A 17,327-nucleotide genomic window follows, 5' to 3' on the forward strand; every position below is an offset into this window, starting at 1 on the left:
GCGTGACTGAGCTCGTTGCTATTATTTTTGTCCACCAGATTCTGCCGGGTGAGCACTGCCATTATTGTTGACCACCAACATCAACCCCTGACGGGTGAGCACCGCCATTATTTTGCCCACCAACATCAAACCCTGACGGGTGAGCACTGCCATTATTTTTGTCCACCAAACTGACGGGTGAGCACTTCCATTTTATTGCCGCCGCTCTTTTTGAGCACGCTTTCCATTCTAAATACGGCGTTATCAACTTTCGCCCCCGAGGCCAACAGAAAATATTGGCTATCGATGACAAAGCTCGATTTCATGGCGCCTTCCCATTTGATCGATCCCATAGATGAGCTTTCATAAAAATCCTCTATCTTGGCAAAGCCATCACCGGGACGCTGGTTGATAATACTTTCTGCTTCGCCGACTGAAATCTGATTATCGAGCATGCCAGCGAGCAGTGCCGCTTGTTCAACTTCCAAAGTGTTGACGTTAAGTAATTGCCTGTCGTTGCCTGGGATCACACAAACATAGGGCAGTAATTTCACATAAACACTTTGGGTGTACCCCATAACGGCTCGTAATTCACTACGATGGTTCATCAGTGTATTAGCCGCTCTATAAGGTACATTACGCGCTTCGTATTCTGCATCTTCGGCGCCGTAAGGACTGGCCGTGGTATCGTCGTCGATATAGTCTTTCAAAGTTTGCGTCAGGCGCTCTGCGCTAAAGTCATCTATCCCTAAACTCACTAACAAGGCCTTATATTGTTTTGCGGCCAGCGGGAGTTTAGGTTGGCCATTTTCAACCTCTTTGGTGGTAGCGGATAAAGCGTTCAAGTTAAAACAAGCGCGCATATCGGTGATCTTACCCGCGATTTCACCGTATTCTGCCGGAAACACCACATCGGCCATCGCCCAATATTGTTGCCTATGGACTCGGCCTTCTGAATCATCTAAATCTTGTTTTAAAGTTTTTTTCGCCAATTCTTCAGCAGAAATCGCATACCAATAGGCTTGATCGTATTGAGCCAAATTCAAGGTTCGGCGCATCGATAACTGATTACGGCCAGTAATGTTAGTTGCGATAATGACCACCATAGCCACAATCAACAACACTACGATTAGTGCAACGCCGCGTTGCTTAGAACGAGGCTGAATGCCGGTTATCATTCGCGGCCCTCATCTTCAGGATTACCGTCACCGGGTTCGCCAGTATCGTTCCCAGAACCATCATCGGCATCTTTATCTTTGTCGCTATTATCCTGATGATCATCTTTATTATCGTCATCTTTAGACTTTTCAGGTGCTACAGCACCTAACGGTAATAAAAACTTACGTTGGATTTTACCTAAGCCTTCAATCTCAATCTCAATAGCGATAGCCTTAGGCAACTTAGTCGCCTCTACTTTGCGCTCCCACTTGTCATCCATGAAGAAGGAATACTCCACCGACAACACTTTATCTATCACTACCGTCTTAATCGGTTCGGCGCCAAATTCAGGCTCAGGATAAGGAAAATACCAACGCTCTAACCGCCCTTCGCGCACCACATACGCCACAGACTGTAAGCTGCCTCGCGGCAATAACCCGTCGGGATTTAACCAACCTAAACGGTAAAACACTAAGGCTTCTGATTCTGACTCTAAGATATCATTGCCCGTTTGGAAGACGGTCGAACCACGGCCACCTTCGAGTAATCTGGGTGCGCGCGCCACCATTTGTGCGAGATCACGCTCAATCGCGCCAAAACCTTGTTGCAATGCTTTAAGCCGAGTCGAGAAAGTACGCGTCACTTCGTCATTAGTCAGCACAGTGCTGAGCACGGCATTAGAAGCCAAGCCTATCATGGCAAAAATCGCGATGGCGATCAGCATTTCTAACAGGGTAAACCCGCGCTGCACACTAATCCGTTTTAAGGACATAACTGCTCACTTGTGCTGCAATACGCTGATATCGCTCGTCTTCACTTACGCTAATACGGATCATACGAAAATTATCGTCGGTGGTTTTCACCACTTCTTTACGCCAGTACCAATCTTTTCCTGCCAGCTCAACTTGGCCTTCTTTTTTACCGACGCCAGGAAACTGCGGCTCAAGTCTGGCATCAACCATCTGATTATCAGCTACCCATTGGGCCAAAGTGCGTGACTCCAGAATCGGCATATTAGCCATCTGCTCGCCTAAACTTTTAGTGATCGACACAGCCGCAATCGAAAATACGGCAAGGGCCACAATCACTTCGAGCAGCGTCATGCCCTTAGCGCGTTTCATCGGGACGCCCTAGGGTTAATCGGCCCAATGCGTCGCCAGCCACTAGCGCTTCGGCCTGTTGACGCTTGTCAGTTTTAGCGATAAATGTCAGTTCAAAAGCACTCATTTCACCACTTGGGAATAACATGATCTGTGGTTCTGGATGTTTTTTCTTATCGTCAGATGAAGGTTCTATCAATGGTTCTTCGAACCAAGAATCGTCTTCTTCATCCTCTTGTACTAAAGGCAAGCCATCGAGCACTAAATTCATCACCACGCCCGGCTCCATTTCCTTTTCAGACAGGAGCCGGTCTTCATCCAAAGGCTGCCACTTACCGTCTTTATAAAAAACAAACTGATAACTGGTTTTTTCAATCACAATGCCCATAAATTGACCACTCAAAACGGTCTCATCGAGCACCATTTCAGTGGCTGCGATAAACTGCTGCGCTGTTCTATCTAGGGCCTGTTGTGGCCCCGAATTGCCGATAGACATAGTCACTGCCGCGGCTGTGAGCCCCATTAGCAAAATCACTAGCATCACCTCCATTAAGGTGAAACCAGCGTGGCGCAGCTTTAACATCTTATTGGAAATTCTGTAAATTCCAGTTACCGATGTCATCTTCGGTACCTGGTTGACTATCTTGGCCTGCACTGAATATATCTAGCTTGCCGTTTTCGCCAGGGCTTAACAGCAAGTACTTATTGCGCCATGGATCTTCCGGCAGACGTTTTACATAACCATCTTCACGGTAGTTACGTGGTTCAGGCGAGATCGTTGGCTTTTGCACTAAGGCTTCTAAACCTTGTTCAGTCGTTGGGTAGATGCCGTTATCTAACTTGTACATGTCTAAGGCATTTTCGAGCGCGACTATGTCGGATACCGCTTTTTGTTGATCAGCTTTATCTTTGTTACCCATTAAATTAGGTACGACCATCGAGGCTAGAATGCCTAAAATCACGATAACTACCATCACTTCGAGTAAAGTAAAACCTTGATGTTTTTTGTTCATTTGCATTGACTACTTCTCCTAAAAAATCCTATGCCAATCGACTTGGTCATAATCCATAAATTCAAAAATTAACCGCTAATCAAGTTATTCAAAGCTAAGATGGGCTGCAAAATCGCCATCACGATAAATAGCACCACACACGCCATGCTGACCACCAGCATAGGCTCAAATACACCGAGTGCTATATTGACGTTACCTTCAAATTCACGGTCTTGGTTATCGGCGGCACGCTCTAACATTTGCTCAAGCTGACCGCTCTTTTCACCCGAGGCAATCATGTATAACATCATTGCCGGAAACAACTTAGTATTAGTCAACGCCGTGCCTAGGCTAGTTCCTTCACGTACGCGCGCAGTTGCATCATCCACCGCCGCTCGCACTCGCATATTCTGCAATACTTCACTGGCGATACGCATACCGTCGAGCAAAGGCACTGAACTGGCGGACAAAATGCTTAAGGTTCTGGCAAAACGCGCGGTATTTAAGCCTTTGCTTACGCGGCCAACCACTGGCATGTTCAATAAAAAATTATCGTACTTCATCCGAAACGCTGGCGACTTTAGCATGCGCCGAAAGAGTGTAAACAGCAGCACTAAGGCAATCACCACAAACACACCATAGTTTTGCACAAAGTCAGAGGCCGAAATCAAAAATCGTGTTGAGGCAGGAAGCTCGGCGCCCATATGTTCAAACTGCCCAACCACTTTTGGCACCACCGCCGCTAGGAGGATGGAGATAACGCCTATCGCGACAGTGGTCAAAACCGCAGGATATATCATCGCTTGCGTCAGTTTAGATTTAAGCTGCTGGCGCCTCTCGGTGTAATCGGCCAGTCGATTAAGCACCACTTCTAAGTGACCGGATTTTTCACCCGAGGCCACCATAGCGCGGTATAAATCATCAAAAATATGCGGAAACTCAGCCAAGGAATCGGCCAAACTGTAACCTTCAACCACCCGCGAGCGCACCGCCATAATCATACTTGCAAGGCGATCTTTCTCGCATTGCTGACCAACAGCCTTAAGGGATTCTTCAATCGGCAAACCCGCCGCCACTAACGTCGCAATTTGACGGGTGATCAAGGCTAATTCAGCGACCGAGATACCGCGTTTAAAAAACGAGAAACTACCGCTCTTGGCTTTGGCTTCTTTTTCAGAAACGGGCAGAATCTCTAGCGGCATCATACGTTGGTCGCGCAGCTGGCTACGGGCATGTCTGGCGGTATCCGCCTCAATGACGCCCTTAAGCTGTTTTCCCTTGTTATCGAGCGCCTTATATTCAAATGCTGGCATAAATTACTCCTCGCGAGTCACACGCAATACTTCTTCGAGTGTGGTGATGCCCGCGAGCACTTTGCTCATGCCGTCGTGACGGATGCTGGGTATGGATTGACGAATATACTTTTCGATGGCTAATTCGCCGCGACCGCCGTGGATTAATTCACGCACGCTATCATCAACTTGTAATAACTCATGGATACCTGTTCGGCCACGATAGCCATTATTACCACAGGATTTACAGCCATTGGCACGGAAAATGTGTCTATCATCACTGGCGACTATGCCCAATAGCTCACGTTCACGTGCATCGGGCACGTGTTCGATTTTACATTTTGGGCAAAGAGTACGGATCAAGCGTTGGGCTAATACACCGAGCAAACTCGATGATACCAAAAATGGCTCAACGCCCATGTCTTGTAAACGGGTAATGGCGCCTGACGCTGTGTTGGTATGCAATGTTGAAATCACCATGTGGCCTGTGAGTGACGCTTGCACCGCAATTTGCGCGGTTTCTAAGTCACGAATTTCACCAATCATCACCACATCAGGATCTTGACGTAAAATCGCCCGTAGACCACGGGCGAAGGTCATATCCGCCTTAATGTTAACTTGGGTTTGACCGATACCATCTAACTCGTACTCGATGGGATCTTCTACTGTCAGTATGTTGGTATCTTTTGAGTTAATCTCGGTCAGGCCAGCGTACAAGGTGGTACTTTTACCCGAACCCGTCGGGCCAGTCACCAGAATAATACCGTGGGGACGACGAATAAGATCTTCAAATTTAACTCGAATACTGTCGGTCATGCCCAATTGTTCTAAATCAAGGTTACCGGTATTTTTATCCAGCAAACGCAGCACCACACGCTCGCCATGGCTCGATGGCATGGTTGATACCCGCACATCTACCGCACGGCCGGCGATACGCAGCGAAATACGGCCATCCTGTGGCACGCGTTTTTCGGCGATATCCAGACGTGCCATCACCTTAATCCGCGACACTAACAGCGACGACAGCTTACGGTTGGGCTTAAGAACCTCTTTGAGTACACCATCGATACGAAAACGTACAATGAGCTGTTTCTCATAGGTTTCGATGTGGATATCTGAGGCTTCTTCTTTAATGGCTTCAGATAATAGGGCATTGATGAGCTTAATGATCGGCGCATCATCATCACCTTCGAGCAAGTCTTCGGTTTGTGGCAGCTCTTCGGCCAGAGTGAATAAATCCATCTCGTTGCCAATATCTTCCATCAACTGCTGCGCTTCAGATGAGTTAGCCTGATAGGCTTGCGTCAGTTTGGCTTCAAACTTCGCCACTTCGAGCTTAACCAAAGGCAAATCGACACCCGAATAACGCCGCGCTTCGAGCATGGCCGTTAACGGTGTTTTACTGGTGTAAAACAAGCTCAATTCACCCGTGTCACCCAGCGAGAGCACCACGTCGTGGCGATGCGCAAAGGCAAAAGGTAAACGCTCTTTACTGCTTGAACGAAATACCTCATCACCTTCGGTTTCAAGACCTAGCTCATTAGAGATTTGGCTGAGATCGTCGACTGGGGATAATAGTATTTCACTCATTAGGTTTATCTTTATTTTCGTCCAGCGTTTTAAGGGTTGAGTCAGTTTTGCGCATTTGAGTATCTAAACCTTTACCTTCTTTGTAACGCTCTAAAATGTCGTTAACTTCTGGCGGTAAATACTCTGATTGATTCCACTCATCTAACACGGGCACCTGAGTATTAGGCATTAAGTTCACGCCGCGCTCTTGTTGCTCAAGCTGTAATGCTCTGAAATAGTTATATTTACGCCCAGCAATACCTTCCATTGTAATGCCATCACGAATAATGGTCGGTTTGATAAAGATCATCAGGTTTTTCTTCGTCTTTTTACTCGAGGAAGATTTAAACAAATGACCTATCACGGGGATATCACCTAAGAAAGGCACTTTCTGTACGCTTTCCTGCACTTCTTCATTAATCAAACCACCAAGCACAATGATTTGGCCTGAGTCGGCCATCACTGTAGTCGTCAAGCGACGAGTGGCAAAAGAAATATCCACACCTGTATTACCGTTAACGCCAGACACTTCTTGCTCAATCGTTAGCTTAACTGAGTGACCTTCGTTGATCTGCGGCACGACTTTTAGTTTAACCCCAACCTCTTTACGTTCAACGGTTTGAAAAGGATTACTGTTATTAGAGCTGGCAGTAGAGCCCGTCAGAATAGGGACTTCGTCACCCACAATAAACGAGGCTTCTTGGTTATCTAAGGTGGTAATTGACGGTGTTGCCAGTACGTTAGAATTGGTGTCACTCGATACGGCTTGAATGAGTGCACCAAAGTCACCCATGGCCACACCCCAAGCCATACCATTTACTTTACCTAGCGCTTGAGCCAATAGCGTTACGTCACCTTTAGTATCTGGGTTTTTACCAATTACTTCACCGGTACTCGGATTAGTGATGTAAGTGCCTTCTTTATCTTGCGCCTGCCATACACCGGCACCAATCTCACCGATAGTTGGGCCCAAGTTATTAAACTGTGTACCACCACCCGCTTTAGCCGCCCATTGCACGCCAAAGCCGACACTATCACCCTCAGCAACTTCGACGATAATGGCTTCAACTAATACTTGCGCACGGCGAATATCAAGCTGGTTAATCACGCTCTCAATAGTTCGCATTTGGTCTGGTTCGGCACTGATAACTAAAGCGTTAGTCTCTGCATGGGCCATGATATTGATTTCGTTGCGGCGTTTGCCACCAGCAGCCTGAGCACTTGGATCTTTATCACCCTCTAACTTTTGAGCAAAGCCTGTCAGTACTTCAACTAAATCTTCAGCCTTGGCATAACGTAAGTAACGTACCTTAGTGTTACCTGTGCTAGCTTGTTCAGCGTCAAGACGGTGAATTAACTCGATTACCCGTTGACGGCTTTTCTCATCACCACTCACCACTACGGCATTGATACGTTCATCTGCGACCACTTTAGGCGCTTGGCCCGGAAGTTGTGATTGGTTGGCGGTGGCACGATAAAGCGTATCGATAATTCGCACCATTTCACCGGCGGAGGCAAATTCTAACGGTACAACCTGTACAGAGGTATCACCTTGCTTATCTACGCGGCGAACAATTTCAACTAGCTTATTCACCACCGCTGCACGGCCCGACAACATTAATACGTTAGAAGGGTCGTAGTTAACTACGTTGCCGCCGCCCGCGTTATCATTAAGCTGGCGTAATAGTGGGGCTAATTGCTTGGCCTCAGTGTTATACAAGGCCACAATACGCGTGACCATTTCATCACCCATACCGGGATCAGTATCATTAGCGACACGAATGGCAGCAGTTTTAGCGTCTTTGTCTTTAATGACTTTAATAACGTTATTTTCCATCTCGACAATGGCATAACCGTAAACTTGTAAGACGTTGAGGAAGAACTGATAATATTGTTCATCGTTCAGTAAATCATAACTGCGCACGTTGATTTTGCCGCGAATCGTTGGGTCAACTATGATGGTCTTATTCAAGTTTTTACCAACTATATTGATAAACTCTTGAATATCCGTGCCTTTAAAGTTAGCCGCATACTGTTCTGACCATGCAAATTGCGATGAGAACATAGCTGCACCCGCAACAATCCCAGCAATAAGCTTGCGTCGAATCCTTTTGTTTTTCATTCTTTTTCTTTCCTCTAACGCGTGTTATTGCGGCAAACTAAACATGATTTCAACCAATTGTCCTTCCCGCTCAATCATAATAGACACTTCGGTTAACTCGGAAAGCTGGCTCATCATTTCTAACGCCTGACTCATAACGGTCAAGTCGTATCCATTAATCGATTTAGCTAAATCATTGGCTTTAAAACCCGCCTGTTTAAACAAATTGGCGTCTTTACCCGGATTCAAACGATAGCCCGCAACAGCGTCACCCTGTCTCACAGGAGAGATAGCAATGTAATCGGTGATCTTACTGGGGTCGGCTAACAATTCAGTGCGAGATTCAGCGAGCTCTTGGGAAACTTCGGAGTTTTTCCGTTGGTCGATACGGTTAACCGTTGTATTACTCTTGGCCTGTTGTAGCTGCTGGTTGGCTGGGCTTTGACTAGTGTACACAAGGCCATCAAGCATTAGCGTCTCGTAACGGCCCGCATTAGTGATGATAATACGGTCAGCGTAGACTTCTTTAAGTGATGCTGATGTGCCTTTGATTTTGTCGCCTAGGCTGTAAGTTTCTTGGCTACCATTTGACTCAATAACGGCTAAGCCCTTCTGCTCTGCGGTCGATGCGACAACCCCTGTCAGTTGAATAGAAAGTGAAGTTTTAGGTGCATCAGTTATCGTTTCGACCGCAGCGACTTTAGGTCTATCAGATTGAGTATCTGCCTTACCAAAAAGTCCAAGTTGCTGCAAACTGGCAAGATCAACCTGCCCAGCACTTTTGCCGCTAGCATTAACGGGCGTGGGTGACCAAGCACTGACAGATGCAGTCGTTGGCACTAATTTCCAAGTAATTTGTGCGGCCAATAACATGATAACAATAAACCCTAACCAGAAAACAATCCGACTGAGGGGTTTATGGGGCATACCAATAGCTTTGGCGATAATTTTATCTAATAAATCCATATTTTATGTGGACCCTCGATACAGGTCTCTGTTCTGATTATAATAATTAGGTAATAAGCGCTTAATGCTAACCTAGGCGGCATTTGGCAACAACCCCATAACAGTATTCAAATTGGCGAAAATAGGCCATTTATGCTAACTTTGCCCACCTTTAAAGGGTGTGAAGCATGCCACCCTTTAACATAATAGAAATACGCATCTGACACTTTATTGCTCGGCATGTGAACTCATCGATCTTTTAGCTGGAGACACTATGACTCAAGGTCAAAGCGAAAAAACAGACATTCGACTCGATAAGTGGCTTTGGGCCGCACGTTTCTATAAAACTCGTGCCATTGCCAAAGACATGATCAACGGCGGCAAAGTACATTACAACGGTCAGCGTGCCAAATCCAGTAGGAATGCTGAGATAGGCGCCGTCCTTAAGATACGCCAAGGATATGACGATAAAGAGATCGTCATAAAAAAATTATCACAAATACGTCAATCGGGTGCGATTGCACAAGAATTGTACGATGAAACTGAAACAAGTCTGATTAAACGGGCGGTTAATGCTGAGCAAAGACGCCTCAACATGCTTAACAACCCCATACCAGATCAGAAACCAGACAAAAAGCAACGACGCCAGCTCATGCGCTTTAAAGACCTTTAATAGTGAGAGACACCATGACTCAAGATATTTTACACCGCTATTTGTTTGACAATGCCGATGTCCGTGGCGAAATGGTACAACTACAAGACAGCTACCAACAAGTGATCAGCGCCCAAGAGTACCCTCCCGTTTTACAAACTCTGCTGGGTGAACTCATGGCAGCCACATCACTGCTAACCGCAACATTAAAATTTAGCGGCGATATCAGCGTGCAGTTACAGGGTAATGGCCCGGTTTCTTTAGCGGTGATCAACGGTAACAATCGACAAGAATTACGCGGTGTTGCACGTTGGAATAACGAACTGGCTGACGATGCTAGCTTGGCTGATTTATTCGGTCAGGGTTATATGGTCATCACCTTAACCCCAGAAGAAGGGGAACGCTACCAAGGCGTAGTTGCACTAGACAAGCCAACCTTAGCGGCATGTGTTGAAGAATACTTTAATCAATCCGAACAGTTACCAACTGGCATTTGGTTATTTGCCGATGGCAAACAAGCGGCAGGCATGTTTTTACAAATTCTACCTAGCCAAAAAGAAGATAACATCGAGTTTGAGCACTTAAGCCAGTTAACCTCAACCGTTAAGGCTGAGGAGCTATTCACTCTAGATGCAGAAAGCGTATTACACCGCCTTTATCATCAAGAAGAAGTGCACCTATTCGAGCCTATCAATGTCAGCTTTAAGTGCACCTGTTCTTTGGAGCGCAGTGCGGGCGCGATTAAGACGTTAGCTCAAGCAGAAATCGAAGCCATACTCGCCGAAGACGGCAAGATAGAAATGGGCTGTGAATATTGCCACGCTAAATACACCTTTGATGCCATAGATATCGCCACCTTATTTGCTAACGGTCAAACGTCAACCACACAGCAATAACCTGACTGCTGTAGAGATAATGGGCACCTTTTCGGTGCCCATTTTTTATCCTGCCTATAATCCCTCACACATTACACTGGGCTTAAGCTACAATCGGCTCACTTTATCCTCTGGCTCAACGCGGTTGATAAATAAAACTAAATCGGCAGACGATCGATAATAAAAATAACCTTACAAACCAATGGAGACCTCATTATGGCGGATGGATTAAACCGCGTTTACTTTAACCCCACAACAGCACAACTTGTCGAACTTGCCCTGCTACGCGGCGAAGGCGAATTGACAGCTAATGGCGCATTAGTCGCTAAAACAGGCGCTCGCAGTGGTCGCTCACCGGGCGATCGTTTCATCGTTAGAGAACCTAGCTCAGAAGCCGATATCGAATGGGGCCCTGTTAACCAAGCTTTTGAACCCGGTGCTTTTGAAAGTCTATGGGCGCGGGTTGAAGCTTACCTCGCCGATAAAGAACTGTTTGTCTCTGATCTTGAAGTCGGTGCCGATAGCGAACATTACCAACCCGTACGAGTGACCACTCAATACGCTTGGCATCAACTATTTGCCCGTAATCTGTTTATCATCCCTGAAGCATTTAACCGCAAAGACAAACCCGTGTGGCAAATTATTAATGCCCCAGACTTTGTCTGCGATCCCGCGCGCGATGGCACTAACTCTGATGCTGCAGTCATTTTAAACTTTGCTGAGCGTAAAGTGCTGCTCGCTGGCCTTAAATACGCCGGCGAAATGAAGAAATCGATGTTCTCAGTGCAAAATTTCTTACTGCCAGCCAAAGGCGTGCTACCAATGCATTGCTCGGCCAACGTCGGTAAAGATGGCGACACGACGCTATTTTTCGGTTTATCTGGCACAGGTAAAACGACGCTATCGGCCGATCCAAAACGCTTCCTTATTGGTGACGATGAACACGGCTGGGCGCCGGGCGGCGTATTTAACATTGAAGGCGGTTGCTACGCTAAATGTATCGATTTAAGCCAAAAGAATGAGCCTGTTATTTGGGATGCGATCCGTTTTGGTACTGTGCTAGAAAACGTGGTGATGGACGAGCATCGCGTGCCTGACTACACAGACAGTAGCTTGACCGAAAACACCCGAGCAGCTTATCCGCTGGAACATATTGCCCAACGTAAAGAAGACAACTGCGGCGCCGAGCCACGTGCGGTAGTATTTTTAACCTGTGACGTATCTGGCGTATTACCACCAGTTTCGATTCTGACCAAAGAACAAGCTGCGTATCACTTCTTATCGGGTTATACGGCTAAAGTGGGTTCGACTGAAATTGGCTCAACCTCAGCGATTCAATCTACTTTCTCAACTTGCTTCGGCGCACCTTTCTTCCCTCGCCCTGCGGGCGTGTATGCTGAACTATTAATGAAGCGCATTGAGTCATTCGGTAGCCAAGTATATTTAGTGAACACCGGCTGGACTGGTGGCCCACATGGTGTAGGTAAGCGTTTTGATATCCCAACCACGCGCGCTATTGTCGATGCGATTGTGAGCGGTGAGTTGAAAGACGTTGAAACCGTCCACTTAGACACACTGAACCTCGCTGTTCCCGTGGCGGTAACTGGCGTAGACCGCAATTTACTCAACCCAGTCAATACTTGGGGCGATAAAGCACTATACGCTGAATATGCCCAGAAACTGGCCGAAGCCTTTACTAAAAACTTCGCTAAATACCAAGTGTCAGACGCGATCCGTAAAGCAGGCCCAAAGGCATAAGCGTTTAATTTTATTAAGCTCGAATGTTACCTGTGAAAAAAGCGCCGATTCTGCAATGAATCGGCGCTTTTTTTTGGCTATTTTTTTATGCTTAACTTTCAAACTTAACGCCTAGCATAGTGAATTATCGCAAATGAGAGAGTGGCGAGAGTGGCTCAATGCAGAAAACGATCAACATAACCATTCAGCCACGCTACTTATCCCCAAAATTACTGATTTAACTGCCATCGCATTGTGATTTACCCGCTTGATAACAACTTGGTTGGCGCGGACATACGGCGCCGCGGGAACATATTAAGCGGGCATCATTTTTAATTCCACGCTCTACCCAGTTGATATTAAGGATTTTAGCAACACTCACCAGATCGCTTTTAATGTGCTTAGGGATCGTCACTGAGCCGCCACCAGCAACACAGGCCTCTTTTAAATCCTGGGCAATAGACAAGGCATCTTTACCTTGCGCTTCAATCGCCGGATTTAAATCAATGCCAGCGCAGAGCACATGGGGATTACCCGCCGAATCTTCGACTTTAATCGATTCACAGCAGTAAATTCGGGGTTCATTACCGACATTTAAAATTGAAATTTGTGCCGACGTGCCCACTGTTGGCTCGCTGATCATCCTAAATACGGCCCAGTGCTGACAAGGATCTTCCACTAACCGCATATTACCCCAAGGTAGTGGAATCCCGTTGCCGCGATAAACCGCTTTAAGTTTACCCGGTGCGTAAGCATCAAAATAATGCCAGTGGGGATACGGCGATACCACAGTCATTCGCCGCATTGCTACCGACGCCGATACTTGCAGTTGTTTATGCACTGCAATCTCGTAGCCATGACGATCGAGTAATTGCCGATACGGTACTTTAGGGCATAACAAGGCACCGGCAAAAAAGCTCGACTCAAAGTCACGCCATGCGTGCAAAATATCCTGGGCGTTTAATGTGTTAGATTGCAGCGTAACTTCTTCGTCCATCTCCAACTTTCGGCCTGAAATCATTACACTCTTCAAACCGTCTTTGTTGTGCAGTACACAATGTCCTATGTGTGCGGCTAAATCGTACTTCAATCTACTCGGACGATTTTTAAGCATTTTATTCATATAAATAGTATTGGGTGGCTCAAAAAAAGACGTCACCAGTTGACGAGAGCTACCGCCCATTTCATCGATAACTTCCTGCGGTGTGTTATCTACCCATTTGATTTTAAGCCCTATTCCCTTGGCAATATCCAGTATATCTTCGAGGGATAATGGCATACGTTTAAGGCCAACCTCTTCGGCAGCACGCTCAAGATCGGGAAAGTGGTTTTGGTGATGCTCTTGATGGGCGCGGATCAGTAAATGGGCAAACTGTCTGCCAGAAATTCCAGTCTGCGATAACATTTCAGGTATCGCTATTTGTAAAATGTCATTAGAAAACAAAAAGCTGGGTTCGAGCGCCATGCCGCTAATACCACCACGGCGCCCCTTGTCCGGTGTAATAGCACTTTCTTCAGGGGTATCGTCCAAAAACCAATCGATATCTTTTTGAAAAACCGTCGCGATCACCGCCAGCATAGCCGCACTCGGCACACGCTTTCCACGTTCAATCATCGACAAATATGACACAGAGGGCGCACTTCCCGAATCGACGCGAATACAACGCGCCGACAAATCTTCCATCGTTAAATTATTACGTTTCCGTAGGTTACGTATTTTTGTCCCTAGGAAGTGTGATTTTCTCATCAAGCTCTGGTCATTACGCATTTTGTAAAATTCACAGTGTAAAATTTCTATTGTGAAATTGTAAACAAAAAAAGACTAGACTACAAATCAAGCAATCGAGAAGCGATTCAAGCAAACAACTTGAGTCAGCCAAATTCAAGAAATGCTTAAGTATGAATATTGAAAGCACTTAAAACGAAAGCACTTAAAACGGACACGCCAAGTTGGAAAAAACTGTGAAACACCACCCGTTAAATCGAAACCCTGAACCGTATTTTTTAAATTGAAAGAGTAGAGGAACGAGCGATGACTATGTCAATAATCAGCAATAACCAGAGCAAAGCAAATTTAAACAACCTCATCGCAGAAGAAGTGCTAGCCGTAGTCCATGTTGGGATTGCCGAGCACGAAAAAATCGCCAAGGCAAAACTTTTCATCGACCGACTCTTTCCACTTAGCTCTGGTTCACATCAAGATGTGAGCAGCTACGTCGTTTACTACCAGCATTTGTTAGCCTTTTTTGCCGACGGTAGTCACAGCGGTTTACGCCAACCAAAACAGTTTGTGGCCTTTAATGGCACCAAAGATGCGCCTAGCGCTATCGTGTTACAAGATAAGGACTATCACGTTGAGTTGAGCTTCGACCGTTGCGGCATGATAGGGGCTAAAGACGTGGCAAATTTGGAAGATATCCAAATCGAAGCGTCTTCAAGCATGTTAATGGACACCACCGAGGTGCGCTCAGCAGCCTCACGCCATTGGCTTAGCCTGCTACATGTCGGTATGCCTAGCGCTAACGATACTCAAGATAAGTTATTTACAGCGAAAGATGGCAGTGATTACGATTTGAAAAGCATCGTAAATTTATAAATTCTCATGGGGAGATTAACTGCGCCGCAGTTGATCTCCAACGCTTTACCTCTGTACAAATGTATCCCGCCAAACAATAAATAAAATTGATGATAAAAATAAGTTTAATTGATTTTATTGAAGCTAACACTCACAGCTATAATGTCCCTAGCATCGTTTTCCAATATTAGTCCTTATTGATGGCCATTTTTTATTAGCGGTATTTAATGTAAATAATGGCATTGGAGCGATAATATTTAATCGCTAGTGCATAGGTAGATATGAAACTTTCATCAAAATTACAAGACGTCAGCAAACGTCAGCGCATTATTTTTATCTGTGCGGGTTTATTATGCCTCACACCTTTTATCTCATCTCCTATGGCGTTAGTGCTAGGTTTTACCTTGGCAAGCTTAGGTTGGGTACCGGTGGACTGGAATATCACTGCACTGACAAAAAAACTCCTATCCTATTCAATCATTGGTTTAGGCTTTGGCATTAATGTCACCACCGCCATAGAGGCCAGCACTCACAACTTTGGTTTGATTGTAGGGTCAATTTTTTTCACTCTTGGCCTTGGTTTTGTACTCACCCGCGCCCTCAAGTTTGATCACGTGACAGGCCATTTAATTGCCTCTGGCACTGCTATTTGTGGTGGTAGCGCTATCGCCGCTGTCGCCCCTGCGATTAATGCCAAAAATGATCAAACGGCTACGGCATTAGCTTGTGTGTTTGTGCTCAATTCAGTTGCACTATTTTTATTTCCCGCAGTTGGCCATTTACTCAATATGAGCCAATACGATTTTGGTGTGTGGAGTGCCATTGCAATCCACGACACCTCATCGGTTGTCGGTGCAGCATCAGCCTATGGTGACGAAGCCTTAAAAATCGCCACAACCATAAAACTCGCTCGTGCACTGTGGATTATCCCTATCGCCCTAGTCAGCGCTATGGTATTTGGTGGCGATAAACGCAAAATTAATCTGCCATATTTTATTGGTTTTTATTGCTTAGCGATTGCTATCGCACATTGGTTACCACAATTTAATACCGTTTATGACACCCTGTTTATGCTCTCAAAACGCGCACTCGTAGTGTGTTTATTTTTGATTGGTGCAGGAATTACTGTGCAGAAAATGCGCGCGAGTGGCCCAAAACCTTTACTACTTGGGGTAATGTTATGGGCAGCAATTGGTGTGACGTCTTTAGTATATATTCTTTATTTTCAGTAGTTAATATTTATGATGGCAGAGCTTTACTCTGCCATCGACTTCATTCGCCAAGCCAAACAAAGTACGCCTAAAAAAGCGAATAATTCAATCAATGAGCGTATTAGCCCAAAGGTTTGCGTTGACGCGATTAAGGCTATCAGGCAAAACACGAGTATCAGCCAGTTTTTCAATTGCATCTTCCTGCAAACATAGGGGATGCTTATTATTGTTTAGAACTTAAAACCTCACAAATATCATTTATTAATAACAAATAGCTATAACAGCTAAGTCAAACCTGCGCTTATTGTGCAGCCTTATCGTCTGATGCCGTTTTGTTAGCGGCACTAACTTGATAATCTTAAGTACAGCCCTGCATCAAGCACATACACAAAACTAGCATTAATATCACTACAAAATTGGCGTTGGGCGAGGCACCAAATAACCACTTAGAATCGATAACATGCAGTAAGCGGTAAAAAAGTAAAAACCGTTTTCAAATTGCGCCTGGGTTTTCAGCATTTCCCCCATACCGCCTGAGGCGTTTCCCGCCATAAAGGTGATAATCAACGCCACCACAAACACATCTGCCATCGACCACTTAGCAAGCGCGTTGACCAAAACGTTAATCCTAAATTTTAGGCCAATTGAGCTAACACATTGTTGTACTAACATTAAGCTCAATTTTAAGGCGGGAACAACCACACTGAATAACATAACTAAGCCCGCAACGAGTCCATTACCAGAGTGATAAAGCTCGGTTACTGTCCCCCAAATACTGCGAGTTTTCTGCAGTACTTCGACTTCGCCCTTAAGGCTATTGAGCCCAAGCAAACCACTGACCATACCTAGCATGCCGCGAGCACGATCGCGCTCCGAGTCTGCATCAAAGCTTTGGGCAACTTGCGCTACACCTTGTTCAGCAAGCTGAGCCTTATCGATACTGCCGCTAATACTCATAATAGGCTGAGTCACTCCGGGGATTAATAATGCTAAGGATAAAAGAATGATAAATATAGAAAATGATGATTTCATAGTACGGTTCATTACGCAGCCCATTACATTGTTTGAACAGATAAATTCATTTTATAGTTTTTAGCACAGGCGCTGCAATCGTTCACACCAGCCACTCACATCACCGGCG

17 protein-coding genes are annotated in these 17,327 nt (G+C 45.7%); 5 read left to right on the top strand and 12 right to left on the bottom strand.

The genetic code is table 11. From position 1 onward, the window contains the following. Positions 1 to 21 precede the first annotated feature (21 nt). The 10 genes from BW947_RS18995 to gspC all read right to left on the bottom strand — a co-directional run bounded on the left by BW947_RS18995 (position 22) and on the right by gspC (position 9,157). Positions 22 to 153 (bottom strand): hypothetical protein, encoded by a 132-nt coding sequence (locus BW947_RS18995; RefSeq protein WP_279626104.1) that lies wholly within the window; start codon positions 151 to 153, stop codon positions 22 to 24. Beyond that, positions 153 to 1,157, bottom strand: a complete 1,005-nt coding sequence (gene gspK, locus BW947_RS15870) for a type II secretion system minor pseudopilin GspK (protein ID WP_076501344.1) — start codon at positions 1,155 to 1,157, stop codon at positions 153 to 155. The genes BW947_RS18995 and gspK overlap by 1 nt, the downstream gene beginning before the upstream one ends. Continuing rightward, the gene (gene gspJ, locus BW947_RS15875; protein WP_076501345.1) at positions 1,154 to 1,909 is read right to left on the bottom strand and encodes a type II secretion system minor pseudopilin GspJ; all 756 of its coding nucleotides are present in this window, start codon (positions 1,907 to 1,909) and stop codon (positions 1,154 to 1,156) included. Before gspJ ends, gspK begins: the two co-directional genes overlap by 4 nt. Continuing rightward, entirely contained in the window at positions 1,890 to 2,258 is a 369-nt protein-coding gene (gene gspI, locus BW947_RS15880; RefSeq protein WP_076501346.1) for a type II secretion system minor pseudopilin GspI, read from the bottom strand. The genes gspJ and gspI overlap by 20 nt, the downstream gene beginning before the upstream one ends. Next, entirely contained in the window at positions 2,245 to 2,820 is a 576-nt protein-coding gene (gene gspH / locus BW947_RS15885; RefSeq protein ID WP_083948232.1) for a type II secretion system minor pseudopilin GspH, read from the bottom strand. Before gspH ends, gspI begins: the two co-directional genes overlap by 14 nt. A gap of 1 nt (position 2,821) precedes the next feature. Then, complete coding sequence (gene gspG / locus BW947_RS15890) at positions 2,822 to 3,256, bottom strand: type II secretion system major pseudopilin GspG (protein WP_076501348.1); 435 nt, start codon at positions 3,254 to 3,256, stop codon at positions 2,822 to 2,824. Between the two features lie 62 nt (positions 3,257 to 3,318). Next, entirely contained in the window at positions 3,319 to 4,542 is a 1,224-nt protein-coding gene (gspF, locus tag BW947_RS15895; protein ID WP_076501349.1) for a type II secretion system inner membrane protein GspF, read from the bottom strand. Positions 4,543 to 4,545: 3 nt separating this feature from the next. Then, entirely contained in the window at positions 4,546 to 6,111 is a 1,566-nt protein-coding gene (gene gspE, locus BW947_RS15900; RefSeq protein ID WP_076501350.1) for a type II secretion system ATPase GspE, read from the bottom strand. Continuing rightward, the gene (gspD, locus tag BW947_RS15905; protein WP_076501351.1) at positions 6,104 to 8,212 is read right to left on the bottom strand and encodes a type II secretion system secretin GspD; all 2,109 of its coding nucleotides are present in this window, start codon (positions 8,210 to 8,212) and stop codon (positions 6,104 to 6,106) included. The genes gspE and gspD overlap by 8 nt, the downstream gene beginning before the upstream one ends. A gap of 24 nt (positions 8,213 to 8,236) precedes the next feature. Continuing rightward, positions 8,237 to 9,157, bottom strand: coding sequence for a type II secretion system protein GspC (gspC, locus tag BW947_RS15910; protein ID WP_076501352.1), 921 nt, complete (start codon positions 9,155 to 9,157; stop codon positions 8,237 to 8,239). Between the two features lie 253 nt (positions 9,158 to 9,410). On the opposite strand from gspC, the gene hslR reads away from it, so the two are divergent. From hslR to BW947_RS15925, 3 genes are all read left to right on the top strand, one after another. Then, positions 9,411 to 9,809: a ribosome-associated heat shock protein Hsp15 gene (gene hslR, locus BW947_RS15915; RefSeq protein ID WP_076501353.1), complete on the top strand. Its 399-nt coding sequence runs from the start codon at positions 9,411 to 9,413 to the stop codon at positions 9,807 to 9,809. A 14-nt stretch (positions 9,810 to 9,823) separates the two neighbouring features. Continuing rightward, a complete protein-coding gene (gene hslO, locus BW947_RS15920; protein WP_076501354.1) occupies positions 9,824 to 10,684 on the top strand; it encodes an Hsp33 family molecular chaperone HslO in 861 nt (286 codons plus the stop codon). 195 nt (positions 10,685 to 10,879) lie between these two features. After that, on the top strand, positions 10,880 to 12,421 hold the full coding sequence (locus tag BW947_RS15925; RefSeq protein WP_076501355.1) for a phosphoenolpyruvate carboxykinase: 1,542 nt from the start codon (positions 10,880 to 10,882) through the stop codon (positions 12,419 to 12,421). A 217-nt stretch (positions 12,422 to 12,638) separates the two neighbouring features. Here the strand turns inward: BW947_RS15925 and BW947_RS15930 are convergent, their stop codons facing one another. Further along, the gene (locus tag BW947_RS15930) at positions 12,639 to 14,168 is read right to left on the bottom strand and encodes a DUF3612 domain-containing protein (RefSeq protein ID WP_076501357.1); all 1,530 of its coding nucleotides are present in this window, start codon (positions 14,166 to 14,168) and stop codon (positions 12,639 to 12,641) included. Between the two features lie 264 nt (positions 14,169 to 14,432). Here BW947_RS15930 and BW947_RS15935 point away from each other — a divergent pair, with 264 nt between their 5' ends. Continuing rightward, a complete protein-coding gene (locus tag BW947_RS15935; RefSeq protein ID WP_076501359.1) occupies positions 14,433 to 14,996 on the top strand; it encodes an aldolase/citrate lyase/malate synthase family protein in 564 nt (187 codons plus the stop codon). 260 nt (positions 14,997 to 15,256) lie between these two features. Beyond that, on the top strand, positions 15,257 to 16,207 hold the full coding sequence (locus BW947_RS15940; protein ID WP_076501361.1) for a YeiH family protein: 951 nt from the start codon (positions 15,257 to 15,259) through the stop codon (positions 16,205 to 16,207). A 387-nt stretch (positions 16,208 to 16,594) separates the two neighbouring features. On the opposite strand, the gene BW947_RS15945 is transcribed toward BW947_RS15940, so the two are convergent. Next, the gene (locus BW947_RS15945) at positions 16,595 to 17,218 is read right to left on the bottom strand and encodes a paraquat-inducible protein A (RefSeq protein ID WP_208606977.1); all 624 of its coding nucleotides are present in this window, start codon (positions 17,216 to 17,218) and stop codon (positions 16,595 to 16,597) included. Positions 17,219 to 17,327 lie beyond the last annotated feature (109 nt).

The organism is Shewanella morhuae (genome assembly GCF_900156405.1).
GTDB lineage: Bacteria > Pseudomonadota > Gammaproteobacteria > Enterobacterales > Shewanellaceae > Shewanella > Shewanella morhuae.

What these genes read in the sequence shown, in the direction of transcription:
- BW947_RS18995 (WP_279626104.1), bottom strand. Translation starts at nt 153, where the DNA reads ATGGCAGTGCTCACCCGTCAGGGTTTGATGTTGGTGGGCAAAATAATG.
- gspK (WP_076501344.1), bottom strand. Translation starts at nt 1,157, where the DNA reads ATGATAACCGGCATTCAGCCTCGTTCTAAGCAACGCGGCGTTGCACTA.
- gspJ (WP_076501345.1), bottom strand. Translation starts at nt 1,909, where the DNA reads ATGTCCTTAAAACGGATTAGTGTGCAGCGCGGGTTTACCCTGTTAGAA.
- gspI (WP_076501346.1), bottom strand. Translation starts at nt 2,258, where the DNA reads ATGAAACGCGCTAAGGGCATGACGCTGCTCGAAGTGATTGTGGCCCTT.
- gspH (WP_083948232.1), bottom strand. Translation starts at nt 2,820, where the DNA reads ATGTTAAAGCTGCGCCACGCTGGTTTCACCTTAATGGAGGTGATGCTA.
- gspG (WP_076501348.1), bottom strand. Translation starts at nt 3,256, where the DNA reads ATGCAAATGAACAAAAAACATCAAGGTTTTACTTTACTCGAAGTGATG.
- gspF (WP_076501349.1), bottom strand. Translation starts at nt 4,542, where the DNA reads ATGCCAGCATTTGAATATAAGGCGCTCGATAACAAGGGAAAACAGCTT.
- gspE (WP_076501350.1), bottom strand. Translation starts at nt 6,111, where the DNA reads ATGAGTGAAATACTATTATCCCCAGTCGACGATCTCAGCCAAATCTCT.
- gspD (WP_076501351.1), bottom strand. Translation starts at nt 8,212, where the DNA reads ATGAAAAACAAAAGGATTCGACGCAAGCTTATTGCTGGGATTGTTGCG.
- gspC (WP_076501352.1), bottom strand. Translation starts at nt 9,157, where the DNA reads ATGGATTTATTAGATAAAATTATCGCCAAAGCTATTGGTATGCCCCAT.
- hslR (WP_076501353.1), top strand. Translation starts at nt 9,411, where the DNA reads ATGACTCAAGGTCAAAGCGAAAAAACAGACATTCGACTCGATAAGTGG.
- hslO (WP_076501354.1), top strand. Translation starts at nt 9,824, where the DNA reads ATGACTCAAGATATTTTACACCGCTATTTGTTTGACAATGCCGATGTC.
- BW947_RS15925 (WP_076501355.1), top strand. Translation starts at nt 10,880, where the DNA reads ATGGCGGATGGATTAAACCGCGTTTACTTTAACCCCACAACAGCACAA.
- BW947_RS15930 (WP_076501357.1), bottom strand. Translation starts at nt 14,168, where the DNA reads ATGCGTAATGACCAGAGCTTGATGAGAAAATCACACTTCCTAGGGACA.
- BW947_RS15935 (WP_076501359.1), top strand. Translation starts at nt 14,433, where the DNA reads ATGACTATGTCAATAATCAGCAATAACCAGAGCAAAGCAAATTTAAAC.
- BW947_RS15940 (WP_076501361.1), top strand. Translation starts at nt 15,257, where the DNA reads ATGAAACTTTCATCAAAATTACAAGACGTCAGCAAACGTCAGCGCATT.
- BW947_RS15945 (WP_208606977.1), bottom strand. Translation starts at nt 17,218, where the DNA reads ATGAAATCATCATTTTCTATATTTATCATTCTTTTATCCTTAGCATTA.